Below are 25,913 nucleotides of genomic sequence, written 5' to 3'. Positions count from 1 at the left end.
TTTCAACACCGCTATGTAAAATATTCTGAGTGATTAGCAAAAAATCCTTTTATTTGCCAATAATAACAGCCGGGTTAAGTAAACCCGGCTAAAATCAATCAACCTTTATCTATCCCGGCGGCAGCAAGCACCTCCGGCCTGGCCACCGGTATATCCTTCCGCAAAACCTCGCTGCTTTTAACCATCGCATGTTTCAACACTTCCTGCAGAGTTTCCACCGGTATAACCTCAATATCCATACCCGCATACAACTCTTGCCAGTTTTCTTGGGGGATAATGACCCGGCGTGCTCCGGCCTGCTTGGCGGCAGTTACCTTGGCACTGACACCGCCAACAGGTTTTACCAGGCCGCGAATCGAGATTTCACCGGTCATGGCCACGGTATTATCAATTGGCAGATTGTAAATCGCCGAGTAAATCGCCGTTGCCACCGTCACGCCGGCTGACGGTCCGTCAACAGGCACGCCGCCAGGGAAGTTAACATGTATGTCATATTTGGTATATTCAATACCAAATTCTTTGGCCAAAACGGTAAGTACATTGTCAAGCGAACCTTTGGCCATACTCTTGCGGCGCATGGTACGCCCCGGCGAGCCTATCTCCTCTTCATCAACAACCCCGGTAACCGTCATTTTCCCTGTACCGTATGCGTTGGGCACCGCCGTTACTTCCAGCTCCATCAGCATCCCGATATTGGCCCCATACACAGCCAGCCCGTTTACTACACCTATCTGGGGTTTCGCCGGTATCGTTTTCTCGGGCCTGGGGCTATACTGACCAAAATTAATGACCCACTCGACATCAGCCTGGGTAAGGAGATTGTCATTTTTACAGCTGCTTTGGGCAATGCCGGCCGCAATCTGGATGATGTTCACAGCCTCCCGCCCGTTTGTTGCATAACGCTTAATGACCTCCACCGCGCCGTCATCAATGGTATAGTTGATTTTTTTGGCAGCGTTGAGGGCTACCTTGGCAATCTCGTCTGCCAGCAGCGGCCGGAAAAATATTTCCACACACCGGGAGCGGATGGCCGGGGGAATATCCTGAGGCATCCGCGTAGTCGCCCCAATAAGCCTGAAATCAGCCGGCAGGCCATTTTGAAATATGTCGTGAATATGCTGGGGAATGTTGGTATCTTCACTATTATAATAGGAACTGTCCAAAAACACTTTCCGGTCTTCCAGCACCTTTAATAGTTTATTCATCTGGATATGATGAAGTTCCCCAATTTCATCAATAAACAGCACGCCGCCATGGGCTTTGGTCACAGCTCCCGGTTTGGGCTGAGGAATACCGGCCATCCCCATTTGGCCGGCCCCCTGATAAATAGGATCATGGACCGTGCCGATCAGCGGGTCGGCGATGCCACGCTCATCGAATCTGGCGGTTGTGGCATCCAATTCCATAAATTTGGCCGCAATCCGAAAAGGCGAGTAGCCATTGCGTCGGGCTTCATTAAGTACCAGGCGCGCTGCCGCAGTTTTGCCTACCCCGGGGGGTCCGTAAATAAGAACATGCTGCGGGTTGGGACCGCACAGAGCGGCCCGGAGCGCTTTAAGGCCTTCTTCCTGACCGACGATTTCGGAAAAGTCGGTGGGCCTTGTCTTTTCAGCCAGCGGTTCAGTTAAGGATATCTCTCGCATTTTCTGCAGTTTGTCCATTTCTTTTCTGGATTCGCGCTCCACCGCCATCTTGTTGCCTTGCTGCGACTTTAACAGGTTCCAGAAATAGAGCCCGATAACCACGGCAAAAAACAACTGAATCACACTGATGATATTTACAGCATAATCCAAAATTCAATGAACCTCCTTTCCCGGGCAAAAGATTTGCGTGTTTTTGTTTACCATGTGTCTAGTATAGGCAATGAGCATGATTTTATCCTGGCAAAACCCGGCAGGCGAACGGCAAAAAATAAAGGAGCCGGACGGCTCCTTTTGCTTAAGCGGATTCTTCTTTTTTCTTTGTTTTGCGTTCCGCAGTCACCAGTACCGGTTCCTCTTTATTAGCAATAACCTCTTTGGTGACAATGCATTTGGCGACATCCGTCCTTGAGGGGATATCATACATTACGTTCCGCATGATGCCTTCGATAATCGCCCGCAGGCCCCGGGCACCGGTATTGCGCTTCAAGGCCTCAGCCGCAATCGCTTTCAAGGCCTCATCTTTGAATTCAAGCTGGACATTGTCGATTTCCAGGAACTTTTGATACTGTTTTACCAAAGCATTCTTGGGTTCGATTAAAATCCGCACCAGGGACTCTTCATCCAGTGCGTCCAGGGTGACAATAACAGGCAAACGCCCGACAAACTCGGGAATCAGCCCAAATTTAAGCAAATCCTCAGGGAGAATATTTCTCAAAATCTCACCCAGAAGCTTCTTCTCCTTACTGCGGACTTCAGCCCCAAAACCCATGGATTTCTTGCCGGTTCTGGCGCTGATCAGCTTGTCAATGCCGTCAAAAGCACCGCCGCAGATAAACAGAATATTTGTGGTATCAATTTGAATAAACTCCTGGTGGGGGTGCTTACGACCACCCTGCGGCGGCACACTGGCTACCGTACCCTCCAGTATCTTAAGCAAGGCCTGCTGTACGCCTTCACCGGAGACATCGCGGGTGATTGAGGGGTTTTCCGACTTACGGGCAATTTTATCAATTTCATCAATGTACACAATACCTTTTTCCGCTTTTTCCACATCGTAATCAGCAGCCTGTATTAATTTTAAGAGAATATTCTCTACATCCTCACCTACATAACCGGCTTCAGTTAACGAGGTGGCATCGGCTACTGCAAAGGGAACATTGAGAATTTTAGCCAGCGTTTGTGCTAACAACGTTTTACCACTGCCAGTCGGACCAAGCATAATGATGTTGGATTTTTGCAGCTCAACATCATCCATTTTAGCACCCAGATTAATTCGCTTGTAATGATTGTACACAGCTACAGCCAGAGATTTCTTAGCTTCCTCCTGGCCAATGACATACTGGTCAAGAATGTCTTTGATCTCTTTGGGTTTCGGAACATCCCTGAGCTCAACATCCATATCCTCGCTCAGTTCTTCTTCAATAATCTCATTGCAAAGTTCTATACATTCATCACAAATATAAACTCCTGGTCCGGCAACAAGCTTCTTTACCTGCTCTTGCAGTTTACCGCAAAACGAACACTTTAGTTGACCCCTGTCATCACCGAATTTCAACATATTACCACCTCTCTACTTGGGAGTCTCCTTGTGTTTATCACCCCGCGCCACAACTGCGTCAATGAGGCCGTACTCCTTCGCCTGCTCACTGGACATGAAAAAATCACGCTCCGTGTCACGCTGAATTTTTTCTAACGGCTGACCGGTATGATGGACAAGGATGCCATTTAAATGTTCCCGCATACGGAGAATTTCCCGAGCATGAATTTCAATATCGGTAGCTTGCCCTTGCGTACCGCCAAGAGGCTGATGAATCATAATGCGTGAATTAGGCAGGGCATAGCGTTTACCTTTTGCGCCGGCGGCAAGCAGCAATGCACCGGCACTGGCGGCCTGCCCCATGCAGGTAGTGGTCACATCGGGCTTAACATACTGCATGGTGTCATACATTGCCATCGCCGCCGTTACCACTCCCCCCGGACTGTTAATATATACATGAATATCTTTCTCCGGGTCCTCCGACTCCAAAAATAGCAACTGAGCAATAAACAAATTTGCCACATTGTCGTCAATCGGTCCGCCGATAAATACAATACGGTCCTTTAATAGCCGTGAGTAAATATCATAAGCTCGCTCACCACGGTTAGACTGCTCTACTACAATTGGCACATAGGGCATAAAAATCACCTCAATATCTAAATTTTATTATCTGCATTTATTGTGCTGCAACATTATCAATTACAAATTGTGCAGCTTTCTTACGCAGGACTGAGTCGTTAAGCGCCTGGAAACGATTGGTTTCCTTAATTACCTTCACAATCTCTTCCACTGTTGTCTGATAGTTTTGCGCCATAGTTTCAATCTCCCGCTGCAGGTCTTCCGGTGCAGCAGTAAAGCCCTCTGCTTTAACAATGGCTTCAAGCACCAGGTCGGTTTTTACATTATATAAAGCCGCTGCCCGGTAGTTTTCCCGCAGGGCCGCCATATCCATTTTAGTATATTCAAGATACTTTGCAAGTTGCATGCCGCGCTGCTGTAAATTTACATCCAGGTCCTGAATCATGTTATCAATTTGATTCTCAACCATTACGTCCGGCACGTCAAGTTCAGCCCCGTCAACAACAGCTTTGATAGCAGCGGTCCGGAACTCACGTTCGGCTTTATCGGCAGCAGTCTGTTCTAACTTATTCTTAATATCGCTTTTTAATTCCGCCAGCGTATCAAATTCCCCGGTTTCTTTAGCAAACTCATCATCAAGTTCAGGCATTTCCTTGCGTTTGATGTCGTGGATATTAACCGTAAAGGTAGCCGCTTTACCGGCCAATTCAGCTACAAAATAATCCGCGGGGAAGGAAACGCTTACTTCCCGCTCATCCCCGGACTTAGCGCCAATCAACTGCTCTTCAAAGCCGGGAATAAAGCTGCCTGAGCCGATTTCGAGCGGATAACTCTTACCTTCGCCGCCATCAAAAGGAGCACCGTCCACAAAGCCTTTAAAGTCGATAATGGCCAGGTCACCCTGTTTAAGCTCAGCGTCCTCAACTACTACCATTTTGGCGTTGCGGCTGCGGTTTTTTTCCAGTTCACTGTCCACGTCGGCATCAGTAACCTCGGCAGCCTTCTTTTCTATTACCAGACCTTTATATTGACCCAAAGTAACTTCAGGTTTTTTAACAACAGTCGCTTTAAACACTAACGGTTGGTCTTCCGCCAACGTAACAACCTCAATTTCCGGACGGCCCACAGGATCGATCGACTGTTCCGCCAACGCTTTGGCGTAGGCCTGGGGAGCCAGAATCTCGAAAGCCTCGTCGAGCAGCGCTTCTTTGCCAATACGCATTTCCACTACTTTACGGGGAGCTTTACCTTTACGGAAGCCGGGTATGTTGACCTGATTAGCCAGCTTGCGATATGCTTTTTCAACAGCCTTAACCACCTCAGTCTGGGGTACCTCAAGACTAAGCACCGTTTTATGATTGTCTATTCTTTCCGCTGTTACCTTCATTTATGTATTTCCTCCTTATTAAATTAACTGCTGACACGGCTTATTAATTGTCAACATAGTTCTCCCGTAATAGTATTCCCATTATTGACATAAATTTTATGGGGATCCTGGATTAACCAATATATTTTTTTCGGGCCAGTGTCCATAATTTGTAGCAATGTCATGAATAATATCATAACACAAGTAAATAACAAAGACAAGATATGAGCAAAAAACCCAGCAGATATGTGCTGGGTTATGGGTACTATGGAGCGGAAAACGAGATTCGAACTCGCGACCCTCGCCTTGGCAAGGCGATGCTCTACCACTGAGCTACTTCCGCGCAGCCTCGTCAAGAACATTACTTATCATATACCATAATCAATCATTTGTCAACTTTAAATTTATACTAATTTAAACCAGCAGCTAACACCTGCCTGCCAGCCTGCATATTATGTATCAGGGATAGACAACAAAGCAATATCCTGAAGGAGGCTGGCCAGTTGCATTACCGGCTGAACAAAAACTGCGTGCTAGTAGAAGGCCAGGCCCGGGGAGCTATTTATGCCTTAACCACAGGCCGGGTATATTCAATTAATCAGGGAGCCGTAAAATTATTGCAGGCCTGTCGGCAAGCAGCCCTGGAAGACATAATGGACCTTACCTTAGCTGATAACAAAATCTACTTATCATTTCTTGATAAACTGACAGCGCTCGGATTAGGAGCCGGCTACTCGGATTCTCCGCCCGACCTGCAGCGGCAGCTGCCAGCTTATCAGCCCAAACTGGAATTTATTTGGCTGGAGCTTACTACCAGCTGCAACAATCGCTGCCTGCACTGCTATTCAGCCAGCAGCCCGCAAACGCCTGCGGGCTCGGTGCCGCATAACCGCTGGCTTGACCTTATCAGCGAGGCCCGGCGGCTAGGGGCGGACAGCATCCAGCTCATTGGCGGCGAACCCTTGCTGTATCCCAACTGGCAGGAACTGGTGGTTAAAGCCCGCCAGGAAAACTACGAACTAATTGAAATTTTCACGAATGCCACGCTTATCACTGATGACTGTATTGATTTTTTCAAACAGCATAATGTCAGCATTGCTACGACCCTCTATGCCGACAATGCTGCGGTACATGACCGCGTGACCCTTCATGCCGGCAGCTTTGAAAAAACCATGGCGGCGATTCAAAAAATCCTGGCCAGCGGTATACCTTTGCGGCTTGCATCTATTATTATGAAAGCCAATGAGCATGAAGTGGAAAATATTATGAATGTATACGCCCGGCTCGGGCTCGAACCGGCCCTGCCGGATGTAGTTCGCCCCACAGGGCGGGGCGATGATCAGGCCCTGCTGCCGCTTGCCTACAGCAAACCAATGATTAAACCGCCGTTTTTTGCTGATGCGGCAACGTTTGCCAAAGTCCAGAAGTTTCACAGCTGCCTGGCCGGCCGGGCCGCCATTGCCGCCAACGGCGACGTTATCCCCTGCATATTTGCCCGCACTCAAGTCTGTGGGAATATATTGGCTAGTTCGCTGGCTGACATCCTTAACGGGCAATTGCTGGCAGAGTGCTGGTGCACAACGAAAGATTGCATAGATAAATGCAAAGCCTGCGAGTATCGTTATGCCTGTTATGACTGCCGGCCGCTGGCGCAAGGTTCGGATCCGCAAAAGTCATGGCAGGCGGCACCTGCCGACTGTCTTTATAACCCTTACACCGGAAAATGGGAGGACGATAAATAATGTCTGATGAAAAATACAAAAAGCCCAAATGGGAGGTCCCTGATATCGAGGAGTGGAGTGAGGATTTTGCTGAGGGCGAATTCGATGACGACGAATTTGATGAGCGGGTTAATAATATAGGCTGCCGGCCCTCCTGGTCCCCCTGCCGGCCGAATCAGTCCGTCGGCTGCCGGCCCTCCTGGTCTCCCTGCCAGCCGAATCAGTCCGTCGGCTGCCGGCCCTCCTGGTCTCCCTGCCAGCCGAATCAGTCCGTCGGCTGCCGGCCCTCCTGGTCTCCCTGCCAGCCGAATCAGTCCGTCGGCTGCCGGCCTTCCTGGTCTCCCTGCCAGCCGAATTCCTGTTCACCACGCTCTTGCTCGCCCCGTAAATGCAAAACAAATCGTCCCTGCAATCCCCTGTAAATAAGGCAGCCCTGGCGGGACCGTAGCGGGGCAACAGCCGCCGCCGGCCGCTCTCCAATCTCCGGCTACCTCTGGCCAGGCGGCTTATCATTGATCTGAAAAACAATGATCATATGTACGGCAGCAATAAACGCGCCGATGAGATCGGCAACTAAATCAAGATTTGTGTCTACTAAACTGGGTTGGCTGGGAACACTGGGCTTCACGGTCAAATCGCCGATAAATTCACCAAGCTCATAGAAAACACCGATGCTTAACCCCAGTGATATAACAAAAATAAAACTAAATGTACGGCTTATTGCCGGTCGGGTAAGCTGACAAATCAGATTATAAAAGAATAATGAAAATGTATAGCTGCCGAAAACATGCTGAAACTTATCAAAAACTGCTGACGTAGTGTATAAGTTCATATAGAGCCCAAAGAAGCTATCACTAAGAACTGTTATTAACACCAGTGTGCGTATGGTATGAGGAATTTTTACAGTATATTTCATCTCCAGCCAGGTAAACACCGTCAGCAAGCAGGTTTTCACCGTTATGTTTTGCGCAAACTCATACCGTTCCTCTACTGCCAGGGCAACGATAATGGCAGTCATGGCCAAGAGAAACAGGCCTGTGAGGAAATAAAGAAGCTTTTTGTGGTCTGTCAACAAGACACCTCCCTGATCTTATTATTATCCAGTTTGGCGAACTATAATCAGCAGGCTCTGTTGACAGGATTAATGCCGGCAGCCTCTTCCGCAGCCGGGGAAGTATATGGTATGATAAAATTAAATAGTAACAGCTACGAACAGCCCATTTCCCGCGAGGCCAGTGTTATGAGAGCAATTGTCAGCAAAGACTTTTTTCTAAGTCAGACTCTCCCCATAAAAAAATTGACCGTATCGCCATCTCGGCCTATGGCGGTGATTTATCCGGCACCGGTTTAGGCAGTGCGGAAAACTTCCGGATACCGGCTCACGTATTAGAACCCGGTCAGGTGATTCTTACCGCCGCCGAGTGGTGCAGCCTGCCGGCCAGAGTCCAAAATTGGCCGGCCAGTATGGGCATTATCAGCTTGAAGTAAAAACCAAAATAGCGGCCGCAACCATTGCGGCCGCTATTTTGGTTTTTTACCGGCATTCAGGTTTAGCGGCAAGGCTTTTTTAGCGTTGTATTTATTGGAAGCAACTAAATATCGTCAGCTAACATGTTCCGCTTTCCGGCCTTTAAACAGACCTTTCGCCAAATTCTCCCTCCGGCGCGCGCGCCAGCATAGCAAAGGAATAGATTATGAATAAACTGACAAATATGGCTTTTACAATATCATATGGAAAATACTTCTTGAAAAAATTTATAGCAGAATTTATAATTTAAATATATTTAAAGAATGAGGTGTATTATGGCCAGGCCGCCGCAAGATCCGCAAATCCGCATTACCGAGATTTTAGATACAGCGGAATATTTATTTACAGTTAAAGGTTATTTCGGAACAACGGTTAGTGACATTGCGAAAGAAATGGGCGTTACCCAGGGAATGTTTTATTACTATTTCAAGTCCAAAGAGGAAATTCTGGAAGCGCTGCTTAACCGCCAGGTAGCTTGTTTCCTGTCCGAGATTGCCGACATGACTCGTTCCGGTGCCGCCCCGGCGGAAAAGCTGGGATTTATGATCAGTATCGTAATAAAAAATGTTCGCGCCCATGGCGAGGAACTGCTTAACACGCTCTATCATGAGGAGAATGTGCATATTAAAAATAAACTGATTCACAGCGTCAAGATCATGCTCACGCCTTTGGGGCTGAACATCATCGAAGAAGGCAGAAACCGTCAGGACTTTACCGTCCCCCACCCGCAGACTGCCTTGAGCTTTATCCTGCTTGTCATGGATTTTTTAATTAATTCCTTCTATGAAAAACTACCTGAAGAACTCTTGGTTTTGCGGCTGCGAATGGCGGAATCTCTCATCGAAAAAACGGTAGGCCTGCAGGAGGGAAATATCCATATCTCGCCGTAAGCCTGCAAGACAGCCATAGTTGCATTAGCTGAAATTCCCGCTTTCCCAAGAGATTGGGCTGGAGCGGTTTTTTCAGGCCAATTATTTAAATACGTTTAAATAATTGGCCTTATACAATACCAAAAAAACAAGGGAGTGAAATCATGCAATTACCATCTTGGCCAACCAATATTTCCAAAAAAAAATTGTATTGTGCGTTAGCAGCCATCGCCGGCTTATGCCTGCTCGGCGGTATGCTCTGGCAGGGACAACAGTCTCCGCAGGTAATTGTCAGCGACATGCCGGTGGTACGCACCGCCGTTATCGGCAGCGCCGGTGCTGCCCAGCGGTATATGTACGCCGGCGAAGTGCGCGGCCGTTACGAAAGCCAGCTCGCTTTCCAGGTAAACGGCAAAATCGTCAGAAGAAACGTGCAATTGGGCAGTACGGTCCAGGCCGGCGACGTACTCCTGCAAATTGACGCCAAGGACGTTGTGCAAACGGTAAACAGCTATTCCGCTCAGGTATATTCGGCCGAGTCGCAGCTGCAATTAGCGGAGAGCAACCTCAAACGGTACCGGGAACTACTGGCAGGCGGCGCTATCAGCCAGTCCCAGTATGACCAGCAGGCCAACGCTTATCAGGTAGCCGTTGCCGGGGTTCGCCAAGCCGCCGCGCAATATGAGCAAAGTGCCAACCAGCTGGATTATACCTTGTTGAAAGCTGATAAACCGGGGATTGTAGCCAGCATTGCTGCCGAAACAGGCCAGGTGGTCAGTGCCGGACAAACCATCGTCACCGTAGTGCAGGACGGTGAACGCGAAGTGGAGATAAGTGTGCCGGAAAACCGCATAGAAGAACTACGCTCAGCCAGAGATCTCAAGGTAACCTTTTGGGCGCTGTCCAATCTCGTGGCCAACGGCCAAGTGCGGGAAATTGCCCCCATGGCGGATCCGGTTACGCGGACTTTTAAAGTACGCATTAGCTTAAGCGACCCACCGCCCGAAATGAAACTGGGCATGACTGCCACCGTATCCGTGGCCAGCAGCTCCCCGCAACAAACCGTATATATTCCCACTACGGCGGTTTATCAAACCGGAGATACACCGGCAGTTTGGGTAATATCAGACAATATTGTCACCCTGCGCCCGGTTAAGCTGGGTAAATTCGGCAATGAACTGGTGGAGGTTCTTGAAGGCTTGAAAAAGGGCGACCAATATGTTGCCAAAGGTGTACATAGATTGAAGGAAGGCCAGCAGGTTCAAGTTGGTGGTGAATCCTTATGAAAAGTTTTAATCTCACCGAATGGGCACTGCATCATAAACAGTTTATTTATTTCTTTATAGTGCTCTTTTTTGCTGCCGGTACATTTTCTTATAATAACCTCGGCCGTATGGAAGATCCTGACTTCACCATCAAGGAAATGATCATCGGCGTCAGTTGGCCGGGCGCCACAGCGCGGGAAATAGAAGAACAGGTTACCGACAAAATTGAAAAAAAAATTCAGGACTTACCCGGGCTTGACTATTTGGAAAGCTATTCTCTGCCGGGCCAGTCAGTCATCCACGTCCATGTAAAAGATACCGTCCCCAAAAATGAAATCCGGCCATTATGGCTGGAAACCCGTAATTTAGTCCAGGATATGAAAAGTACTCTGCCCAATGGCGTGCAAGAACCCACTTTTAATGACCGGTTTGATGAGGTGTACGGGGTCATGTATACCCTGACAAGTGATGGCTATACCTATGAGGAAATGCGGGAGAAAGCGGAAAGAATCCGCCGCCTGCTGCTTGATGTGCCCAGCGTGCGCAAAGTTAAGCTGATAGGCATACAAACAGAAAAAATTTATATTGAACTGGACAACAGCAAACTGGCCCAATTAGGGATCGACCCCAATACCATCAGCCAGACCCTGCAGGCCCAGAATGCCACGACATCGTCCGGTATGGTTGAAACGAATTCCGACAATCTCTATTTGCGAGTCACCGGTATGTTTGAAAACGTCGAGGCCATTCGCGATACCCCCATCATAGCGAATAGCCGCAGCTTCCGTTTGGGGGACATAGCCAAAGTCGCGCGCAGCTATTCTGAGCCAATGGATCCAAAGATGTACTATAACGGACAACCGGCGCTGGGGATAGCGCTGGCAATGGAGCCTGGCGGAAATATCCTAACCCTGGGAGCGGATTTGGAAAAAACCATTGTCCAGGTAAAAAAAGAACTGCCGGCAGGACTGGAGCTAAACCAGGTTGTCAATCAGCCCAAGGTTGTGGAAACCTCCATTAACGAATTTGTCCGCTCGCTGGCGGAAGCCGTCATTATTGTTCTGATTGTCAGTTTTTTCAGTCTGGGCATGCACTCGGGGATCATCGTCGCGCTGTGCATTCCGCTGGTAATTGCCGCCGTATTTACTTTTATGTATATGTATGGGATTGCCCTGCAAAATATTTCGCTGGGGGCCCTTATCATCGCTTTGGGTTTGCTGGTTGATGATGCCATCATCACCATCGAGATGATGTCTGTCAAGCTGGAGCAGGGCTGGAGCCGGTTCAACGCTGCCTGCTTTGCCTACACATCCACTGCCTATCCCCGGCTGACCGGCGCCCTGATCACCTGCGCCGGTTTTATCCCTATCGGCTTCTCCCGGGGCAGTGCCTCCGAGGCAGTCGGCTCAATTTTTGAAGTCATCACGGCAGCGCTGATAATTTCCTGGATAGTAGCCGGGGCGGTAACACCGCTGCTTGGCGCCCAATTTATCAAGGTGAAACAGGAAGGCGAAGAAACGCAGGATATCCACGCGCTCTATGATACGAAATTTTATCGCCTATTTAAGCAGGTCCTGATCTGGTTCCTGACCCACCGCAAGCAGGTATTAGCGGGCACTGCCGCCTGCTTTGCCGGCGCAATTATGCTCTTTGGCCTGGTCCAGCAAGAATTCTTTGCTGCCACGAAACGGCCGGAACTGATCGCCCAGATTCATTTACAGGAGGGGGCCTCTTTAAAAAGCACCGAAGAAGCTGCCAATAAGCTGGCCGCCCTGCTTGACGGCGATTCCGATATTGATTTCTTCACCTATCATGTCGGTGAAGGCGCGCCCCGGTTTGTACTGGCTTATGAGCCGGTATTTTACAAAACGAACTTTGCCGAATTCGTCATTGTGGCCAAAGACCGGGAGGCCCGCGACAGGCTGGGCGTTAAGGTGAATCAGCTGGCCAATGAAAAGCTTGGCGGAGCCAGAGTCCATACGAAAGTCCTCGCTAACGGTCCCCCGTCTGAATACCCGGTTATGCTGCGGGTCAGAGGTTACGACTATGATAAGGTCCATGAGATTGCCGCCCAAATGGATAAGGTCATGCAGGCTCATCCGGCAGTAAGCAAGGTTGTGCTCAGCTGGGATGAAAAGAGTAAAGTCATTCACCTGGCAATCGATCAGGACAAAGCGCGTACCTTAGGTGTCACCAGCCAGGACCTGGCTTCCGCTCTACAAACCCAGCTGTCCGGCCAGCCGGTTACCCAGTTCCGCGAAGGCGACAAAACAGTTACTATGCTGCTCCGCTTTGAAGACCGGGAACGCACGGATCCATCGCTGATCAAAAATTTAAACATACGTACTGCCAGTGGCAGTTATGTACCCTTAGAGCAAATTGCTAATATTAGCTATAGTGCGGAAAATGGGTTGGTTTACCGTTATGGCCTAAAACCGGAAATTTTAGTACAGGCGGAAATTAAGCCAGGCTTCACCGGCAACGATGTCGTGCAACAGGTGTATCATGATCTGAAGCCCGTTCGCGACAGTCTGCCTTTCGGTTATACGATCGAATTCGACGGTCCTATGGAAGAGAGTCTAAAAGGTACTAAATTCCTTATGGAGCCGGTGCCGGCCATGCTCATTGTCATCATGATCCTGCTGATGATACAGTTGCAAAGCATACCGAAAATGATATTAACTTTGCTTACCGCGCCGCTTGGACTCATTGGCGTTGCGGTCGGCCTGCTTTTGACAGGCAGGCCAATGGGCTTTGTCGTCCAGTTAGGCATATTGGCCTTGGCGGGAATCATTATGCGCAACAGCGTTATCCTGATGGATCAAATCGATCAGCAGCTTGAAGCCGGCGACTCTCTCTGGGATGCCATTATCCATGCTACGGTAATGCGGTTCCGGCCGATTATGCTGACTGCCGCCGCAGCGATTCTAGCTATGATCCCGTTGATTTCCAGTGTTATCTGGGGATCTATGGCTGTGGCAATTGCCTTTGGCCTGGCTGGCGCTACGGTCTTAACATTACTGGTACTGCCGGTCATGTATGCCGCCTGGTATAAAGCCCAGCCCGCCACCGCCCGGCAAAGTTCTGCCAATACCAGCACAACCAACCAGTCTGTTTGATTTATCCGATGGTAAGGAAGCTTTGGGGTTAAATACCCATATATTACATTGTACAAGGAGTTGATTCATCATGGGCGTCCCGTATAAGAAAATTTTAGTTCCGGTGGACGGTTCCAGCCATTCGCTCAGGGCATTGTCGCATGCAGCGGCGCTGGCCCGGGCCTGGACTGCGGAAATCACCATTCTTTACGTATCGGTTCTAGCGCAGCAAGTCCCTTTGTACGACCAGGTCAAGGGAGCCAAAATCCCGCCCAACCCATCTACCGATCCTGCAGACTTTGCCAAAACAATCCTGCTCGAAGCGGTCAAGCAAGTCCCGGAAGGCGTTTTCGTGGAAACTTACAACGAGCTGGGCGAACCACGTACTGCCATTACCGACTTCGCCGCGCACAACGGCTATGATATTATCGTCATCGGCAAGCGGGGCTTAGGCGCAATTTCCGGCTTGCTCCTGGGAAGCGTCAGCACTTACGTTCTCCATCATTCCACTTGCCCGGTTTTGGTTGTTAAATAGTTTGCGTTCACCCGCAGCCGGCGGCCGCGGCCTAATAACCTTGCCAGGCTGCCGGACACCCCCTGGGCAATCGCCTGTGCCCGTAGACGCCGGCTGGCAGCCCTCGCTGAGCCCGGCAGCCACTGCACCGAACTCCGGCGATCACAAACTAAAAATAGCTGCGCGAAGACTGCGTCAGCTATTTTTAGTGGTACTATCCGGTTCAGTCTTTAGTCGCAAGACTCTTTTTATTAGGGTTGTATTTATTGGCAGTAACTAATATCGCCGTTTCTTCCAGGGCGGATAACAGGGCCATAGTAAATACGGGGATCACAAGATACAGCGGCATGTAGCCCAAGAATACACAACCAGGCAAAGCAAGATAGAGAGCCAACCCTGACGCCTTGTTCCCATAAGAATGCAGCATGCCCCATTGCTTAAACTTAATTTTTGTTATCAAGAAATTGGCTGCCCGCACTAGGATTACAACCAGGGCACCTGTCAGGACCAGCCTATCGGAAAGAATACCGGTGCGCAAGAAAAGAATGGCCAGAACAATAGCCCAAAAAATCACATCCGCCAGGCTGTCCAGCTTAGCACCTAACGTTGTTGCGGCGTTGTACTTGCGCGCTATATAGCCATCGGCAATGTCGGTAATGCCGCACAAAACATAAGTTGCGGCAAATAAACCAGGTGATTCTGCAAGCGGCGGCAGCACTAAAGCCAAGACAATGCGCAAACCGGATAGCAGGTTAGGTAATCGTTCCATAATAAAAACCTCGCCCTAACAGCCTTTAATTATAGCATACTGCTCCCACCGGGTTTTATTCGCTGCAGCGCAGGCGGGCATAGCTCACAGTTACAGGGTTGTTCCGGATATATGGGGCCTATCGCTGCTGCAGGAAGGCCATAAATTCCTGGTGAATATAGCCGCTGTCCCGCAAGCCCTGCTTGTAGGCGATTTCCGCCGACTGGCCCGACTCCAGGGCGGTGAACGACTCCAGGGCCATGACCAGGTCAAGCAATTCCGGGTACTGGTCCTTCAGTTTCCCGGCCAGTTTCAGCAGCCGGTTCAGGTGGACGTTGACCTCATGGACCGTCTTGCTGTAGCCGGCATCGTTGGTTTCGGCCAGTTTGAGGATCTTGTCCACCCTGGTAAAGAGATACTGATTAAAGGTCTCGTGTAAGATGCTTTGCAGCATCAGCCGGTCCGCCTGCTCCGCCCCGGGCGGCGGCAGTTCCCGCGCCGGCGCTGCCGGCAGGGCGGATGTCGGCCGGGGACAAGCGGCTGAACCGGAACCCGTTATTTCAGACATGTATATACCCCCTATATTCAGACTGCGGCCGGTAGGGCCGTCAGCTTTTTTATAGGGGAAATTAAAAAGACGCATGCAAAGGGTTTACCCTACACATGCGTCCTGGTTCGATGTCTGTTACATACTCAGCGCCAATAAGCCGGCATACCCGGCCTGAACAATAAGGCGCAGCCACGAACCGCAGGGTTCGGCTGGCCCTGGTGCTGCTCAGCAGCGGCTGAGGCTAGAATCATTTGCTGCGTCCAGTCGCACTCCCAGCCCGGCGTCGCCGGCGGCAACGGCTATTAACCCCGCGCTCCCCCGCTTGTGCCGCAGTAGAAGGGCGGTGTATAATAGAAATGTCGTCGTGGACAGCTTGGCTGTTACGTGTAGGTGCCTGTTCACCTTGCGCGGGCCTGAAAGTGCGCTAACACTTTCAGGTCACGGCGACTTTTTAATTTCCACCTATTTCTAATTATAGCCTGTTTGCGGTAAAATGCAAGTACAGATGAACTGGCGGGAGCGCTTGACAGGTAAGATATTTTATTGTCTGCCTTCCACGGCAAGTCAAAAATCCCGACTAACGCGTTTCAGCGCAGCTGACTGCTTTAACCTTCTGTAAATAAACCCCTGTTGTTGACCACAGGGGTTTATTTACTGGCATATGGGGGCAAAGCCAGCATCGAAGCTCACACTGCGGTTTCTTACATCGGCTGTGCCCCGGTCTTTGTTCACAAATAGAAAACCATTTTAAAGTAATCTTTATTATTGTGCCGTTGCAGAAATAACAAAACAAAGGCCTGCAGGACCAATCCTGCAAGCCTTTGTTTTTGTTAATTTGGTGCGGGAGACAGGAATTGAACCTGCACGCCTCACGGCGCTAGATCCTAAGTCTAGTGCGTCTGCCAGTTCCGCCACTCCCGCATTGGCTTTGCAGCTTTGCCGCAAAAAGTTTATATCAATCTAGCAGCAATACTGCTATGTTGATATCATTGGTGACCCACCCGCGACTCGAACGCGGGACACCCTGATTAAAAGTCAGGTGCTCTACCGACTGAGCTAGTGGGTCGACGTATACATGCCGGCAAGCGGCATAGTGCAACTCTACAAGAGGGAGGCATCCTCCCATTGAATCCAGCGGCAACAGGAGAAAATGCCAAGCCACGCTCGCAGCTGCCTTATAAATAGAGTTCATTGGCAGGGGCGGCTGGACTCGAACCAACGCATGACGGAGTCAAAGTCCGTTGCCTTACCGACTTGGCGACGCCCCTACAGGTAAGAAAAACTTGGGGTGACTAGAGGGGTTCGAACCCTCGAATAACGGAGCCACAATCCGCCGTGTTAACCACTTCACCATAGCCACCATGTAAACATCGCTTAGCGACAGAACTTATTCTATCATGCCAAAATCATTATGTCAAGCACCCTGGCGATAAAAAACAAGCCCCGGTCTGGGCAATAGTTAACTGCCCCGGCCCCTGTGTTTACGCCGGTCAACCGCCCTGTGCTTTTAACGCTGTTTAGACTTGGCCCGGCTTGTCGGGGCAGCCTGCATTGGGTCATCAGGCCAGGGATGTTTCGGGTACCTTCCCATCAAATCCCGTTTTACCTCATAATAGGTTTTAGACCAGAAATTAGCCAAATCCTGCGTCACCTGCACAATCCGCCGGGCCGGTGACAGCAAATGCAGGGTTAAGCAGACCTTGCCGCCGGCAATGCGCGGTGTTTCGCCAAGTCCGAACAGTTCCTGAATCTTAACCGCCAGCACCGGCTGAGCGGGATTGCTGTAATCTATAGCAATTCTTTGCCCGCTGGGCACGGTCAGCTGCGCCGGCGCGCAGGCATTAAGCCGCCGCAGCTGCTCCCGGGTAAGCAGGGCTGCTACTATAGACGCAAGGTTTAACTGCGCCAGCTGCGCCCGACTGGTCAGGCCATACACGTATGGCCCCAGCCAGTTTGCGAGCTCGGCCAGCAGCCTCTCGTCGGAAACATCCGGCCAGCCCGGTTCGTGCCGGTGAATAAACAGCAGTCGCTGCCGCAGTTGCCGCGCCTCCTTGGACCAGGGCAGGATAGTCAGGCCCTCGCCGGCGATCCCGCCTAACAGGGCGGCTAAAACAGCGGCCTGATCAGGAGCGGGATCAGGATTTTCTTTTAGAATCAGCGTCCCCAACCGCTCCCAGGCCCTGGCCCGCACTGCCTGCACCGCTTCATCCCAAACCACGGTTGTTCCACTGACAATTTGCTGAGCCAGGCCCCCCCGCAGTTGTTCCAAAGTGACAGGCGCGGCCAGAAAAATCCGGCTGTCGCTGCCTTGTCCGTCAAGATCGGCAGCCACGATATAGGCATTGTGGGCCAGCGGCTGCGTCGCCGCTAACATGGCGCCACGCCCGTTCTCCAACAGAAATTTGCCAGTGCCCCGCTGCTGCCCGATTCTGTCCGGATAGGCCAAAGCCGTGACCAGGCCGCAGGCCTCAATATCCTCGCGGTCGTTGGCAGCAAGCCCGAATTGCTGCTTAAGCAGCCTGCTTGCCTGGATAATCCGCCGGCCCAAAGCGGCATCGACAGCTTGCCTGTCCGGCCAGGCCGGGTTGTTTTTATTGGTTTCCAGCTTACGGAGCGCATCGACCCGCAGGCGCAAATCGATATCAGCCCCACTGAAAAAATCCCGTTCACTGAGAATTGCCGCCAGCTCACAGGCCAGGCCGCCAAAACCAAGCGCTGCGGCCCTAAGAATCATATGCGCCAGGCGCGGCTGCAACCCACTGCGGACGATTTGACGCCCATGGCCGGTGATAGTGCCATTGGCCATTGCGCCCAAGCGGACAAGCAGTTCGCAGGCCTTGGCAAAGGCGGCGGCCGGCGGTGCATCCAGCCATTGCAGCTGCCCGGGATCAGTAACGCCCCAGGCTGCCAGTTCCAGCGCCAGCGCGGTCAGATCGGCGGCCAGAATCTCCGGCGTAGCGGCCGGCTCTAAATATAAATCTTCCTGCCGGGTCCAGAGCCGGAAACAGATACCCGGTCCCAGCCGTCCGGCCCGGCCGCGCCGCTGGTCGGCAGATGACCGCGATACCCGCACGGTTTCCAGGCGCGTCAAGCCGGTACGGGCTGAAAAACGCGGCACACGCATTAAACCGCTGTCGATAACAATACGGACCCCTTCTACGGTAAGGCTTGTTTCGGCAATAGAGGTGGCCAGAACAATCTTACGCTCCCCCTGCGCACTCGGTAGGATAGCCAAATCCTGGGCAGCCAGCGATAAACCGCCATACAGGGGGGCAAGCTGCACATGGTTGCCAAGTCCCGCCTGCAGCAGTCCGGCCTGAACACGCCGGATTTCCCCGGCACCGGGCAAAAATACCAATACATCGCCCGGACCGGCAGCAAGAGCGCTGCCTACGGCCTTCACCACCGCAGCTTCAAGCCGGTCTTCCGGCCGGCGCTCCCAGTAATGAGTCGCAACCGGATGAGCCTGGCCGCTGCCGCAGATTACCGGGGCGCCGCCCAGCAGCGCGGCCACGGCCTCCGCTTCAGTCCCCAGGGTTGCCGACATGATCAGCAACCGCAGGTCCTCCCGCAAAACCGCTTGGGCCTCCAGTGCCAGCGCCAGCCCCAGATCAGCCTGCAGGCTGCGCTCATGAAATTCATCAAATATAATTAATCCTACCCCGGCCAAGGCTTGGTCAGCCTGGAGCATGCGGGTAAGTATCCCTTCCGTAATCACCTCAATGCGCGTAGCCGGTCCGGCGCAGCTGTCCAGCCGGACCCGGTACCCCACCGTTTCCCCCACTTGCTCGTCCAGCATTTGCGCCATATAGCGGGCAGCCGCCCGCGCTGCCAGCCGCCGCGGCTCAAGCATCAGGATGCGCTGGCCCCTAAGCCAGGCTTCGTTCCTAAGGGCCAGGGGAATGCGGGTCGTCTTGCCTGAGCCCGGCGGCGCCACCAGCACAGCGTTGGCCCGGACAGTAAGGGCTGATTTAAGATCAGGCATTATATCATCAATAGGAAGCCGGTTCATTTGTCACCTCATAAATAGGAACAAGTACTGTTATTTATTATTATAGCGGAAAAATGAAACCGTACAAACCACTTTTGCGGCTGCACGGTTTACTCGCTGATTAAAGTTTAGTCGCAACTACACAACTGATACCTTTGAGCGTATAATCCTCTTTGCTCCCCTGATTAATAGCCGGCACATACAGATCAACCTCCCTGAACTCCCGCACAGCATAGGAAACATTCAAATAGGTAGCGTTTCCCAGCTTGCGGCTGACCCCGGCTTCCCAGAATAACGTGTCGCTGCCGGCAATGTAGGCGGCAAACAGGGAGTACTTATCGTCAAGCTGCTTGGACCCTGTTAAGCCAAAATGCAGACCTGAGACTTTGGCATCACTGATCAGGCTATTATAAGATACCTTATTCTGCACCCAGCCGGTAACAAGGGAGAGTTCGGGACTCAGCCTGTACAGCAGGTTAACTTCCTGTAAATCCGAAACGCCGTGAAGCGTGCGGCCGAGCGCCGAAAAGTCTTCTGATACAAAATGCCCGCCTTTGTACTGCAGCGCAAAATTGTCGCCCAAACCGGCAGCAACCCCGTACTTAAAGCCGGATTTGCCATCAACCGAATCGTCGATTGCCCCTTTGCCATTAAAAGTTGAGTTTAATGTGCTGCCAAACTCAACGGTTAGTGCCCCCGGAGTATAATCAACCGACGGCGATGCCAATGCCGCTGTGCCTGCGAAAATGAGGCCCACTGTTGCTGCTATGATTTTTTTCAAGAACATTCTTCCCCCTCTGACTTTTAAAAGCTGGATATATTAGCTGGTTCTTATACCCACTCCTATATGATACCACAAAAAAGCCAGATGTAAATCGGAGACTACACAGTCAGCGCCTGATTTGGAGAAATGCGTTCCCTTACTTCACCGCAGGCATAACTGCTCTACCGGGCAAAGCCGGCAGGCCTGCCCTTATGCCACTGCCAGGCGGTGGCAATGATCTTGCGGATATCCGTATACCCGGGCTGCCATCCCAAAGCCTGGCGAATTTTCTCCGCGCTGGCGACCAACACCGCCGGATCACCGGTGCGGCGGCCGGCCACCGCCGTAGGTATTTCACAGCCTGTTACCGCCTCTGCGTTCTCGATGATCTCCTTGACAGTGAAGCCATTGCCATTGCCAAGATTGTATATATCCGATGCATGCCCGTTATGGAGGGCTTTGAGGGCCAGGACATGCGCCTGCCCCAAATCGTTTACATGAATATAATCCCGCACGCACGTACCGTCTTTAGTGGGATAATCATCACCAAAAATCTTAAGCTTGTCTTGGCGGTCCAGGCAGGCCCGGAGCACCAGCGGCACCAAATGGGTCTCCGGCTGGTGGTCTTCGCCAATGTCGCCGGCCTCGTCGGCCCCGCAGGCATTAAAGTAGCGCAGGGCAATATAGTTGAGACCATACGCCCGGGAATAATCAGCCATCGCGTTTTCCATGATTAGCTTTGTCCGGCCATAGACATTTGTGGGATTTTTGCCGGCGGTTTCCGTGATAGGTGAGGTTTCCGGCTCGCCATACACGGCCGCGGTCGATGAGAATACCAGTTTATTTACGCCGGTTGCCAGCATAACATCCAGCAGGTTTAACGTGCCGGCAACATTATTATGATAATAGTCCCGTGGCCGGAGCAGGGAAACACCGACAAGGCTATAGGCCGCAAAGTGGACAACCGAGCTGATTCCATACTGCTTAATGGTAGCGGCAAGCAGGCTGCTGTCAAAAATGTCGCCTTCGACAAAGATACTGTTTTTTACTGCATCCCGGTGGCCTGTAACCAGATTATCATATACGACAACCTCACTGCCGGCCTTTTCCAGCAGCCGTACGGTATGTGAACCAATATAGCCGGCGCCGCCGGTTACCAAAACACGCATGCTAATGCCCCCAAATCAAAAATAGTGAAGAGCTCCGCCCTACTTCGCCTTCCACTCACTACAAAGAACTTTATTAGATATATTTTATTTAGTCGCCTGTATAGTATTCAGCATCACTGCTAAAAGTCCTTTTTACCTGAAATTGCAACAGCAAAAAGGACTTGGTTCAAACCAAGCCCCAATTTATATAGCATGTCAGTTAATTAATCGGCACTAGTGCCTGCCAGATAGTCAATAAATTGCTTGGCAAGCCGGCCCGAACGCCCGGAGTGCGACATTTCCCAGCGCAAGGCCGCTGACCGCAGCTCCTCACGGGGCAGTTCAATCCGGTTCCTCCTGGCAATCTCTTCCACCATGCTGAAATACTGTTCCTGATTAGGCAATGTATAAAACAGGGTGATGCCAAAACGGTCGGCAAGCGAAATTTTTTCATTAACCGTATCCTGCCGGTGCAGCTCACTGCCTTCCCGGTCGTCCCAGGTCTCTTTAATCAGATTCCGCCTGTTAGAAGTCGCATAAATCAAGACATTATCCGGCCTCACCTCGACCCCGCCGTCAATAAGGGATTTTAACACCTTATATTCAGCCTCATGCTCTTCAAAGGATAAATCATCAATAAAAACGATGAATTTTTTGCCCCACTGCCGCAAAATTTTCATAATCTCGGGGATTTGTTTAAAATCAGCTTTGGCTATTTCAATAATCCTGAGCCCCTGACTGGCATAACGGTTGACCACTGCTTTTACCGAAGACGACTTGCCGGTCCCCCGGGCGCCGACCAGCAGCACATTATTAGCCGGCTTACCGTTTATAAAAGCCTCCGTATTGCGGACAAGTTCGGCCTTTTGATATTCATAGCCAATGATATCGCTTAACCGGACAGGATCGGTATGACCGATACCGGCAAGCGCCCGTTGTTCCCCATCCCATTTAAAGGCATGATAGCCGGCTAACCGGCCGCAGCCGTAACGGTTGTAATACTCGCTGAGGGCCTTAACGACAGCCGCCGGTGTCTGGCTTGCCGCAACGTCCAGAAATATCGTCCTGAGCAAATTAAGATGCGGAAGTCCCGCCGGCCTGCTGCCCTGTACCCCGCTTACAGGCCGGTAGTCGGCAACAACGGCATCGACTTCAGCCCCTAACCCCCTGGCCATGCCGGCCTTAAAGGCCTCTTTGAAAATAACAACATCATGGGCAGCAGCCTGCGCCAGGCTGGTCCCGGCCCGGACCCCGTCCTTGCCGGCAACGCGGCTGAAGATATTCTCATCAGCCCCGATTAATGCTAACAGATAGTTTTCCGGGATATTGCCTGCCACCTGGTTTATTTCCGCCCATTCAATTAAACGGGCACCAATGGCATACTGGCTGCCGGCTGGCCCCTGGCTGCCGGGCGACCAAAGCCCCTTTACAATAGTATCATTCAGTATGTTCCGGTAAATCAGCAGATTCTCCAGTTTGCCGCCGCCTTCTGTCACAATAACGCCTCCCGTAATGGCAAAGTATCTTACTCGATAAACCGGTCAATCGGCTGGCCGGGATAAACCATCGGTTTAACAATCAGGTCTGTTTCAATATCAACAATAATTACAGTTGGCACTGCCGACGCCAGCGCTTGACGAAAAGCGGCTGTAAATTGCGCCTGTGTAGACGCTGACAAAGCCACTGCCCCGCAGGCCCTGACAAACCCGGCGAAATCAAATTCCGGCAGGAGGGTGGAGGAATAACGCTTATCAAAAAACAATTGCTGCCATTGCCGTACCATCCCCAGAGAGCGGTTATTCAGCAGCACACAGGTTAACGGCAGCTGTTGATTGACGACAGTATGCAGCTCCATCCCTGTCATCTTAAAAGCACCGTCACCGGCAATCACCACTATTTTTTTATCAGGACAGCCGGCCTGGGCCCCCATTGCCGCCGGCAAACCAAACCCCATCGTCCCCAGGCCGCCGGAGGTTATCCAGTTGCGCGCGCCCTGGATGGTAAGGTGCTGGGCCGCCCACATCTGATTCTGGCCGACATCAGTAACCCAGGCAACCGGCAGCTCGGCTGTTGCTGCCGACATATGGCGCATAATCCAAGGCGGGGTCAGCTCCTGGCCGCCAGCAAAGGGCGGAAACTGCTGCTGCCAGTGAGCAATCTGCTCCTGCCAGGGAAGCAGGTGCTGCTTGTTCGTTGGCAGGCAAGCAGCCAGTTGTGCCAGCGCCGGCCCCAGGTCGCCGGCAATCGTAATATCAGCCGTTATATTCTTATCAAACTCGGCCATATCAATATCAAAATGAATGACAGTCTTGCCTGTCGCATACTGCTTGGGATCACCGGTTACCCGGTCACTAAAGCGGGTCCCCACCGCCACAATAACATCAGCATGGGTTACGGCCAGGTTAGCGGTTTTATGCCCGTGCATCCCTGTCAGCCCCAGCAGCTGGGGATGGGCGGGGGGAATAACCCCCAGGCCCATCAGCGTGCTGACTACCGGCATACCGCTGCAGGCCGCAAGCTGCAGGACCTGCTGCTCAGCCTGAGCGGCTTTAACACCGCCGCCGATAATCAGGACCGGCTGCCGGGCCGCCGCCAAAACCCTGCCGGCGGCCTGCACCTGTTCCGCCGGCGGGCTGACCGCCGCCGGTGCCTGCCAGTGGTCAGCAGCTATTTCCGGGCAATAATCAGTTGAGCCTAACAGAATATCGCGGGGAACATCGACAAGCACCGGACCGGGACGCCCGCCGGCGGCAATAGCAAATGCCTGCTGGAGCGTCTCTGCCAGCCTATTGATATCCCTGACAAGAAAGTTATGTTTAGTGACCGGCATTGTAATCCCGGTAATATCAATCTCCTGAAAAGCGTCTCTGCCCAGCAAAGAAGTGGCTACCTGCCCGGTAATGGCCACCACCGGCGAAGAATCCATAAATGCGGTGGCCAGACCTGTAACCAAATTAGTCGCCCCCGGGCCGGATGTGGCAATACAGACGCCCACGCGGCCTGTAGCCCGGGCATAGCCGTCAGCAGCATGGGCTGCCCCCTGCTCATGTACCGGCAGAATATGCCGTAGCGGCGCATCATACAACGCATCATATAAGGGCATGATCGCCCCGCCGGGATAGCCGAACACCGTATCAACCCCCAGACGGAGCAAACTATCAACAATTATCCTGCTGCCTGTAAGTTTCATTACTAGTTAGCCTCCCATACAGCGATCCTCAACCTTGACCACATCAACCAGCTTGGCAACATGACTCAATAATTGCCGGGGCGCTGCCTGGCTAGTAACCACCGCCGTAACCTGAACCTGCCCCTGACAGCTGTCAGGTTCCACCGAAAGACTTTCAATGACATAACCGCGCCGGTATAAAAGCCCTGTCAGCCGCACAAGTGAATCTCCCTGCCTTTTCAGTATAATTGAAATCCCCTGTTTCATAATACGCCAACGCCCCTTTCAAATGTAAAACCGCCCCTGTTGTATAGGTATAAACCTATACAACAGGGGCGGAAATATCCGCGGTACCACCCTGTTTTTTACACTCATCCACCGGCTATCACCGGCTGCTCTGTTAACGTAGAGCCTGCGCCCCGGCTTAGAATGCTCCGCAACTGAGCTGCGGATCACGTTGGGCGGGGAGTTCATGGGTGATTTAGAATAGCCGCGCCGCACCGGTTCGCACCAACCACCGGCTCTCTGTAACGGACTTTGCGGGTATTCCGCTCCCAGTCATCACTGTTCTGAGTACACTATTTATTTTGTCCTCACTTCAAATACATGATTGCATTTCAACTAAACTTTGTATACATTATCCCAGAGTCAGAGCGTAATGTCAAGAGCCTTTTGTTACATTTTCTCCTGTTTTTTTATATTATTCCGGCTGCACTGTAATGGGCACTGTACGCCGCAAAGATTTGCCGGCCGACAGCCGGACGGAGCCGGCTGCTTTTTCAGTGCATACAGTTTTTCGATCTGACCGGCGGTCAATTCCTGTGCGCAGCCTAATTGCCTGGATAAAAAAGTAAGCTTGGCATAAAACTCCACCGATTCCAGTTTATGATAGGCCGTAATCAAATCAGCGCCCCAGGCCAATGCCCCATGATTCGCCAACAGCACGGCGTCAAAATTTTTCAGGTAAGGGGCCACAGCCGCCGGTATTTCATTGGTAGAGGGGGTCCCGTACCCGGCTACCGGCACACAGCCCAGCGCAACAATGGCCTCGGCAACCAACGGCTGATTGAGCGGCATACGGGCAATAGCGAACGTAGTGGCATACGGCGGATGAGCATGCACAACAGCCCGCACATCCGGCCGGTCTTTATAAACCTGCAGATGCATTTTCAGTTCGGAGGAAGGCTGCCAGTCAGCGTGGGCCATAGTCACATTGCCTGCCAGATCAACCTTGATCATCATGGCCGGCGTCATAAACCCCTTGCTCACTCCGGTCGGCGTGGTAATAAGCTCACGCTCGTTCAATTTTACTGTAATATTGCCATCATTGGCGGCAACAAAGCCACTGTCATACATGCGCTTGCCAATCAGGCATATTTGCTGTTTAATTGCCTGCTCGTCCAAAGCCTCACTCTCCCGTTAAT

Annotated in this window: 22 protein-coding genes and 5 tRNA genes; 7 read left to right on the top strand and 20 right to left on the bottom strand. The window is 51.7% G+C overall.

What is annotated here, in order from left to right; all coding sequences use genetic code 11:
* Positions 1 to 98: 98 nt before the first annotated feature.
* From lonB to ACZ481_RS09160, 5 genes are all read right to left on the bottom strand, one after another.
* Positions 99 to 1,793 carry an ATP-dependent protease LonB gene (lonB, locus tag ACZ481_RS09180; RefSeq protein WP_464769842.1) on the bottom strand — a complete coding sequence of 565 codons (1,695 nt, stop codon included), beginning with the start codon at positions 1,791 to 1,793 and terminating at the stop codon, positions 99 to 101.
* A 145-nt stretch (positions 1,794 to 1,938) separates the two neighbouring features.
* Complete coding sequence (gene clpX, locus ACZ481_RS09175; protein ID WP_464769841.1) at positions 1,939 to 3,201, bottom strand: ATP-dependent Clp protease ATP-binding subunit ClpX; 1,263 nt, start codon at positions 3,199 to 3,201, stop codon at positions 1,939 to 1,941.
* 12 nt (positions 3,202 to 3,213) lie between these two features.
* Entirely contained in the window at positions 3,214 to 3,819 is a 606-nt protein-coding gene (clpP, locus tag ACZ481_RS09170) for an ATP-dependent Clp endopeptidase proteolytic subunit ClpP (protein WP_464769840.1), read from the bottom strand.
* Between the two features lie 37 nt (positions 3,820 to 3,856).
* Positions 3,857 to 5,146, bottom strand: a complete 1,290-nt coding sequence (gene tig / locus ACZ481_RS09165; protein WP_464769839.1) for a trigger factor — start codon at positions 5,144 to 5,146, stop codon at positions 3,857 to 3,859.
* 247 nt (positions 5,147 to 5,393) lie between these two features.
* Positions 5,394 to 5,468: transfer RNA gene (locus ACZ481_RS09160), tRNA-Gly, on the bottom strand.
* Between the two features lie 160 nt (positions 5,469 to 5,628).
* On the opposite strand from ACZ481_RS09160, the gene ACZ481_RS09155 reads away from it, so the two are divergent.
* Together ACZ481_RS09155 and ACZ481_RS09150 are read left to right on the top strand one after the other, a co-directional pair.
* Positions 5,629 to 6,867 (top strand): radical SAM protein, encoded by a 1,239-nt coding sequence (locus ACZ481_RS09155; protein ID WP_464769838.1) that lies wholly within the window; start codon positions 5,629 to 5,631, stop codon positions 6,865 to 6,867.
* A complete protein-coding gene (locus tag ACZ481_RS09150; protein ID WP_464769837.1) occupies positions 6,867 to 7,268 on the top strand; it encodes a hypothetical protein in 402 nt (133 codons plus the stop codon). Before ACZ481_RS09155 ends, ACZ481_RS09150 begins: the two co-directional genes overlap by 1 nt.
* 65 nt (positions 7,269 to 7,333) lie before the next feature.
* Here the strand turns inward: ACZ481_RS09150 and ACZ481_RS09145 are convergent, their stop codons facing one another.
* On the bottom strand, positions 7,334 to 7,918 hold the full coding sequence (locus tag ACZ481_RS09145; protein ID WP_464769836.1) for a DUF2238 domain-containing protein: 585 nt from the start codon (positions 7,916 to 7,918) through the stop codon (positions 7,334 to 7,336).
* On the opposite strand from ACZ481_RS09145, the gene ACZ481_RS09140 reads away from it, so the two are divergent.
* Entirely contained in the window at positions 7,907 to 8,197 is a 291-nt protein-coding gene (locus ACZ481_RS09140; RefSeq protein WP_464769835.1) for a hypothetical protein, read from the top strand. The two genes, ACZ481_RS09145 and ACZ481_RS09140, sit on opposite strands and share 12 nt — an antisense overlap.
* Positions 8,198 to 8,243: 46 nt before the next feature.
* On the opposite strand, the gene ACZ481_RS09135 is transcribed toward ACZ481_RS09140, so the two are convergent.
* A complete protein-coding gene (locus ACZ481_RS09135; RefSeq protein ID WP_464769834.1) occupies positions 8,244 to 8,390 on the bottom strand; it encodes a hypothetical protein in 147 nt (48 codons plus the stop codon).
* Positions 8,391 to 8,637: 247 nt separating this feature from the next.
* Here ACZ481_RS09135 and ACZ481_RS09130 point away from each other — a divergent pair, with 247 nt between their 5' ends.
* The 4 genes from ACZ481_RS09130 (at position 8,638) to ACZ481_RS09115 (ending at position 14,141) form a co-directional block, all read left to right on the top strand.
* Complete coding sequence (locus tag ACZ481_RS09130; protein ID WP_464769833.1) at positions 8,638 to 9,264, top strand: TetR/AcrR family transcriptional regulator; 627 nt, start codon at positions 8,638 to 8,640, stop codon at positions 9,262 to 9,264.
* A gap of 143 nt (positions 9,265 to 9,407) precedes the next feature.
* The gene (locus ACZ481_RS09125) at positions 9,408 to 10,529 is read left to right on the top strand and encodes an efflux RND transporter periplasmic adaptor subunit (RefSeq protein WP_464769832.1); all 1,122 of its coding nucleotides are present in this window, start codon (positions 9,408 to 9,410) and stop codon (positions 10,527 to 10,529) included.
* Positions 10,526 to 13,627: an efflux RND transporter permease subunit gene (locus ACZ481_RS09120; protein ID WP_464769831.1), complete on the top strand. Its 3,102-nt coding sequence runs from the start codon at positions 10,526 to 10,528 to the stop codon at positions 13,625 to 13,627. The genes ACZ481_RS09125 and ACZ481_RS09120 overlap by 4 nt, the downstream gene beginning before the upstream one ends.
* A 70-nt stretch (positions 13,628 to 13,697) precedes the next feature.
* The gene (locus tag ACZ481_RS09115) at positions 13,698 to 14,141 is read left to right on the top strand and encodes a universal stress protein (protein ID WP_464769830.1); all 444 of its coding nucleotides are present in this window, start codon (positions 13,698 to 13,700) and stop codon (positions 14,139 to 14,141) included.
* A 202-nt stretch (positions 14,142 to 14,343) separates the two neighbouring features.
* Here ACZ481_RS09115 and ACZ481_RS09110 read toward each other — a convergent pair whose 3' ends face one another.
* The 13 genes from ACZ481_RS09110 to ACZ481_RS09050 form a co-directional block, all read right to left on the bottom strand.
* Positions 14,344 to 14,889, bottom strand: a complete 546-nt coding sequence (locus ACZ481_RS09110; RefSeq protein WP_464769829.1) for a CDP-alcohol phosphatidyltransferase family protein — start codon at positions 14,887 to 14,889, stop codon at positions 14,344 to 14,346.
* Between the two features lie 118 nt (positions 14,890 to 15,007).
* Positions 15,008 to 15,436, bottom strand: a complete 429-nt coding sequence (locus ACZ481_RS09105) for a hypothetical protein (RefSeq protein ID WP_464769828.1) — start codon at positions 15,434 to 15,436, stop codon at positions 15,008 to 15,010.
* Positions 15,437 to 16,254: 818 nt separating this feature from the next.
* Positions 16,255 to 16,339, bottom strand: a tRNA-Leu gene (locus ACZ481_RS09100).
* A 69-nt stretch (positions 16,340 to 16,408) separates the two neighbouring features.
* Positions 16,409 to 16,484: transfer RNA gene (locus ACZ481_RS09095), tRNA-Lys, on the bottom strand.
* Positions 16,485 to 16,610: 126 nt separating this feature from the next.
* Positions 16,611 to 16,686: transfer RNA gene (locus tag ACZ481_RS09090), tRNA-Gln, on the bottom strand.
* Positions 16,687 to 16,702: 16 nt separating this feature from the next.
* A tRNA-His gene (locus tag ACZ481_RS09085) sits at positions 16,703 to 16,778 on the bottom strand.
* Between the two features lie 147 nt (positions 16,779 to 16,925).
* Positions 16,926 to 19,430 (bottom strand): ATP-dependent helicase HrpB, encoded by a 2,505-nt coding sequence (gene hrpB / locus ACZ481_RS09080; RefSeq protein ID WP_464769827.1) that lies wholly within the window; start codon positions 19,428 to 19,430, stop codon positions 16,926 to 16,928.
* A 100-nt stretch (positions 19,431 to 19,530) separates the two neighbouring features.
* On the bottom strand, positions 19,531 to 20,190 hold the full coding sequence (locus ACZ481_RS09075; RefSeq protein WP_464769826.1) for a hypothetical protein: 660 nt from the start codon (positions 20,188 to 20,190) through the stop codon (positions 19,531 to 19,533).
* Between the two features lie 164 nt (positions 20,191 to 20,354).
* On the bottom strand, positions 20,355 to 21,341 hold the full coding sequence (gene galE / locus ACZ481_RS09070; RefSeq protein ID WP_464769825.1) for a UDP-glucose 4-epimerase GalE: 987 nt from the start codon (positions 21,339 to 21,341) through the stop codon (positions 20,355 to 20,357).
* Positions 21,342 to 21,544: 203 nt separating this feature from the next.
* Positions 21,545 to 22,816, bottom strand: a complete 1,272-nt coding sequence (locus ACZ481_RS09065; RefSeq protein ID WP_464769824.1) for an ATP-binding protein — start codon at positions 22,814 to 22,816, stop codon at positions 21,545 to 21,547.
* A 29-nt stretch (positions 22,817 to 22,845) separates the two neighbouring features.
* Positions 22,846 to 24,510: a biosynthetic-type acetolactate synthase large subunit gene (gene ilvB, locus ACZ481_RS09060; RefSeq protein ID WP_464769823.1), complete on the bottom strand. Its 1,665-nt coding sequence runs from the start codon at positions 24,508 to 24,510 to the stop codon at positions 22,846 to 22,848.
* 6 nt (positions 24,511 to 24,516) lie between these two features.
* On the bottom strand, positions 24,517 to 24,756 hold the full coding sequence (locus ACZ481_RS09055; RefSeq protein WP_464769822.1) for an ACT domain-containing protein: 240 nt from the start codon (positions 24,754 to 24,756) through the stop codon (positions 24,517 to 24,519).
* A 408-nt stretch (positions 24,757 to 25,164) separates the two neighbouring features.
* Positions 25,165 to 25,893: a class II aldolase/adducin family protein gene (locus ACZ481_RS09050; RefSeq protein ID WP_464769821.1), complete on the bottom strand. Its 729-nt coding sequence runs from the start codon at positions 25,891 to 25,893 to the stop codon at positions 25,165 to 25,167.
* Positions 25,894 to 25,913 lie beyond the last annotated feature (20 nt).

The sequence above is a fragment of the Sporomusa intestinalis genome, assembly GCF_055383785.1.
The sequence above is the reverse complement of the archived record's forward strand: the minus strand, read 5'-3'. Positions and strand labels throughout refer to the sequence as shown.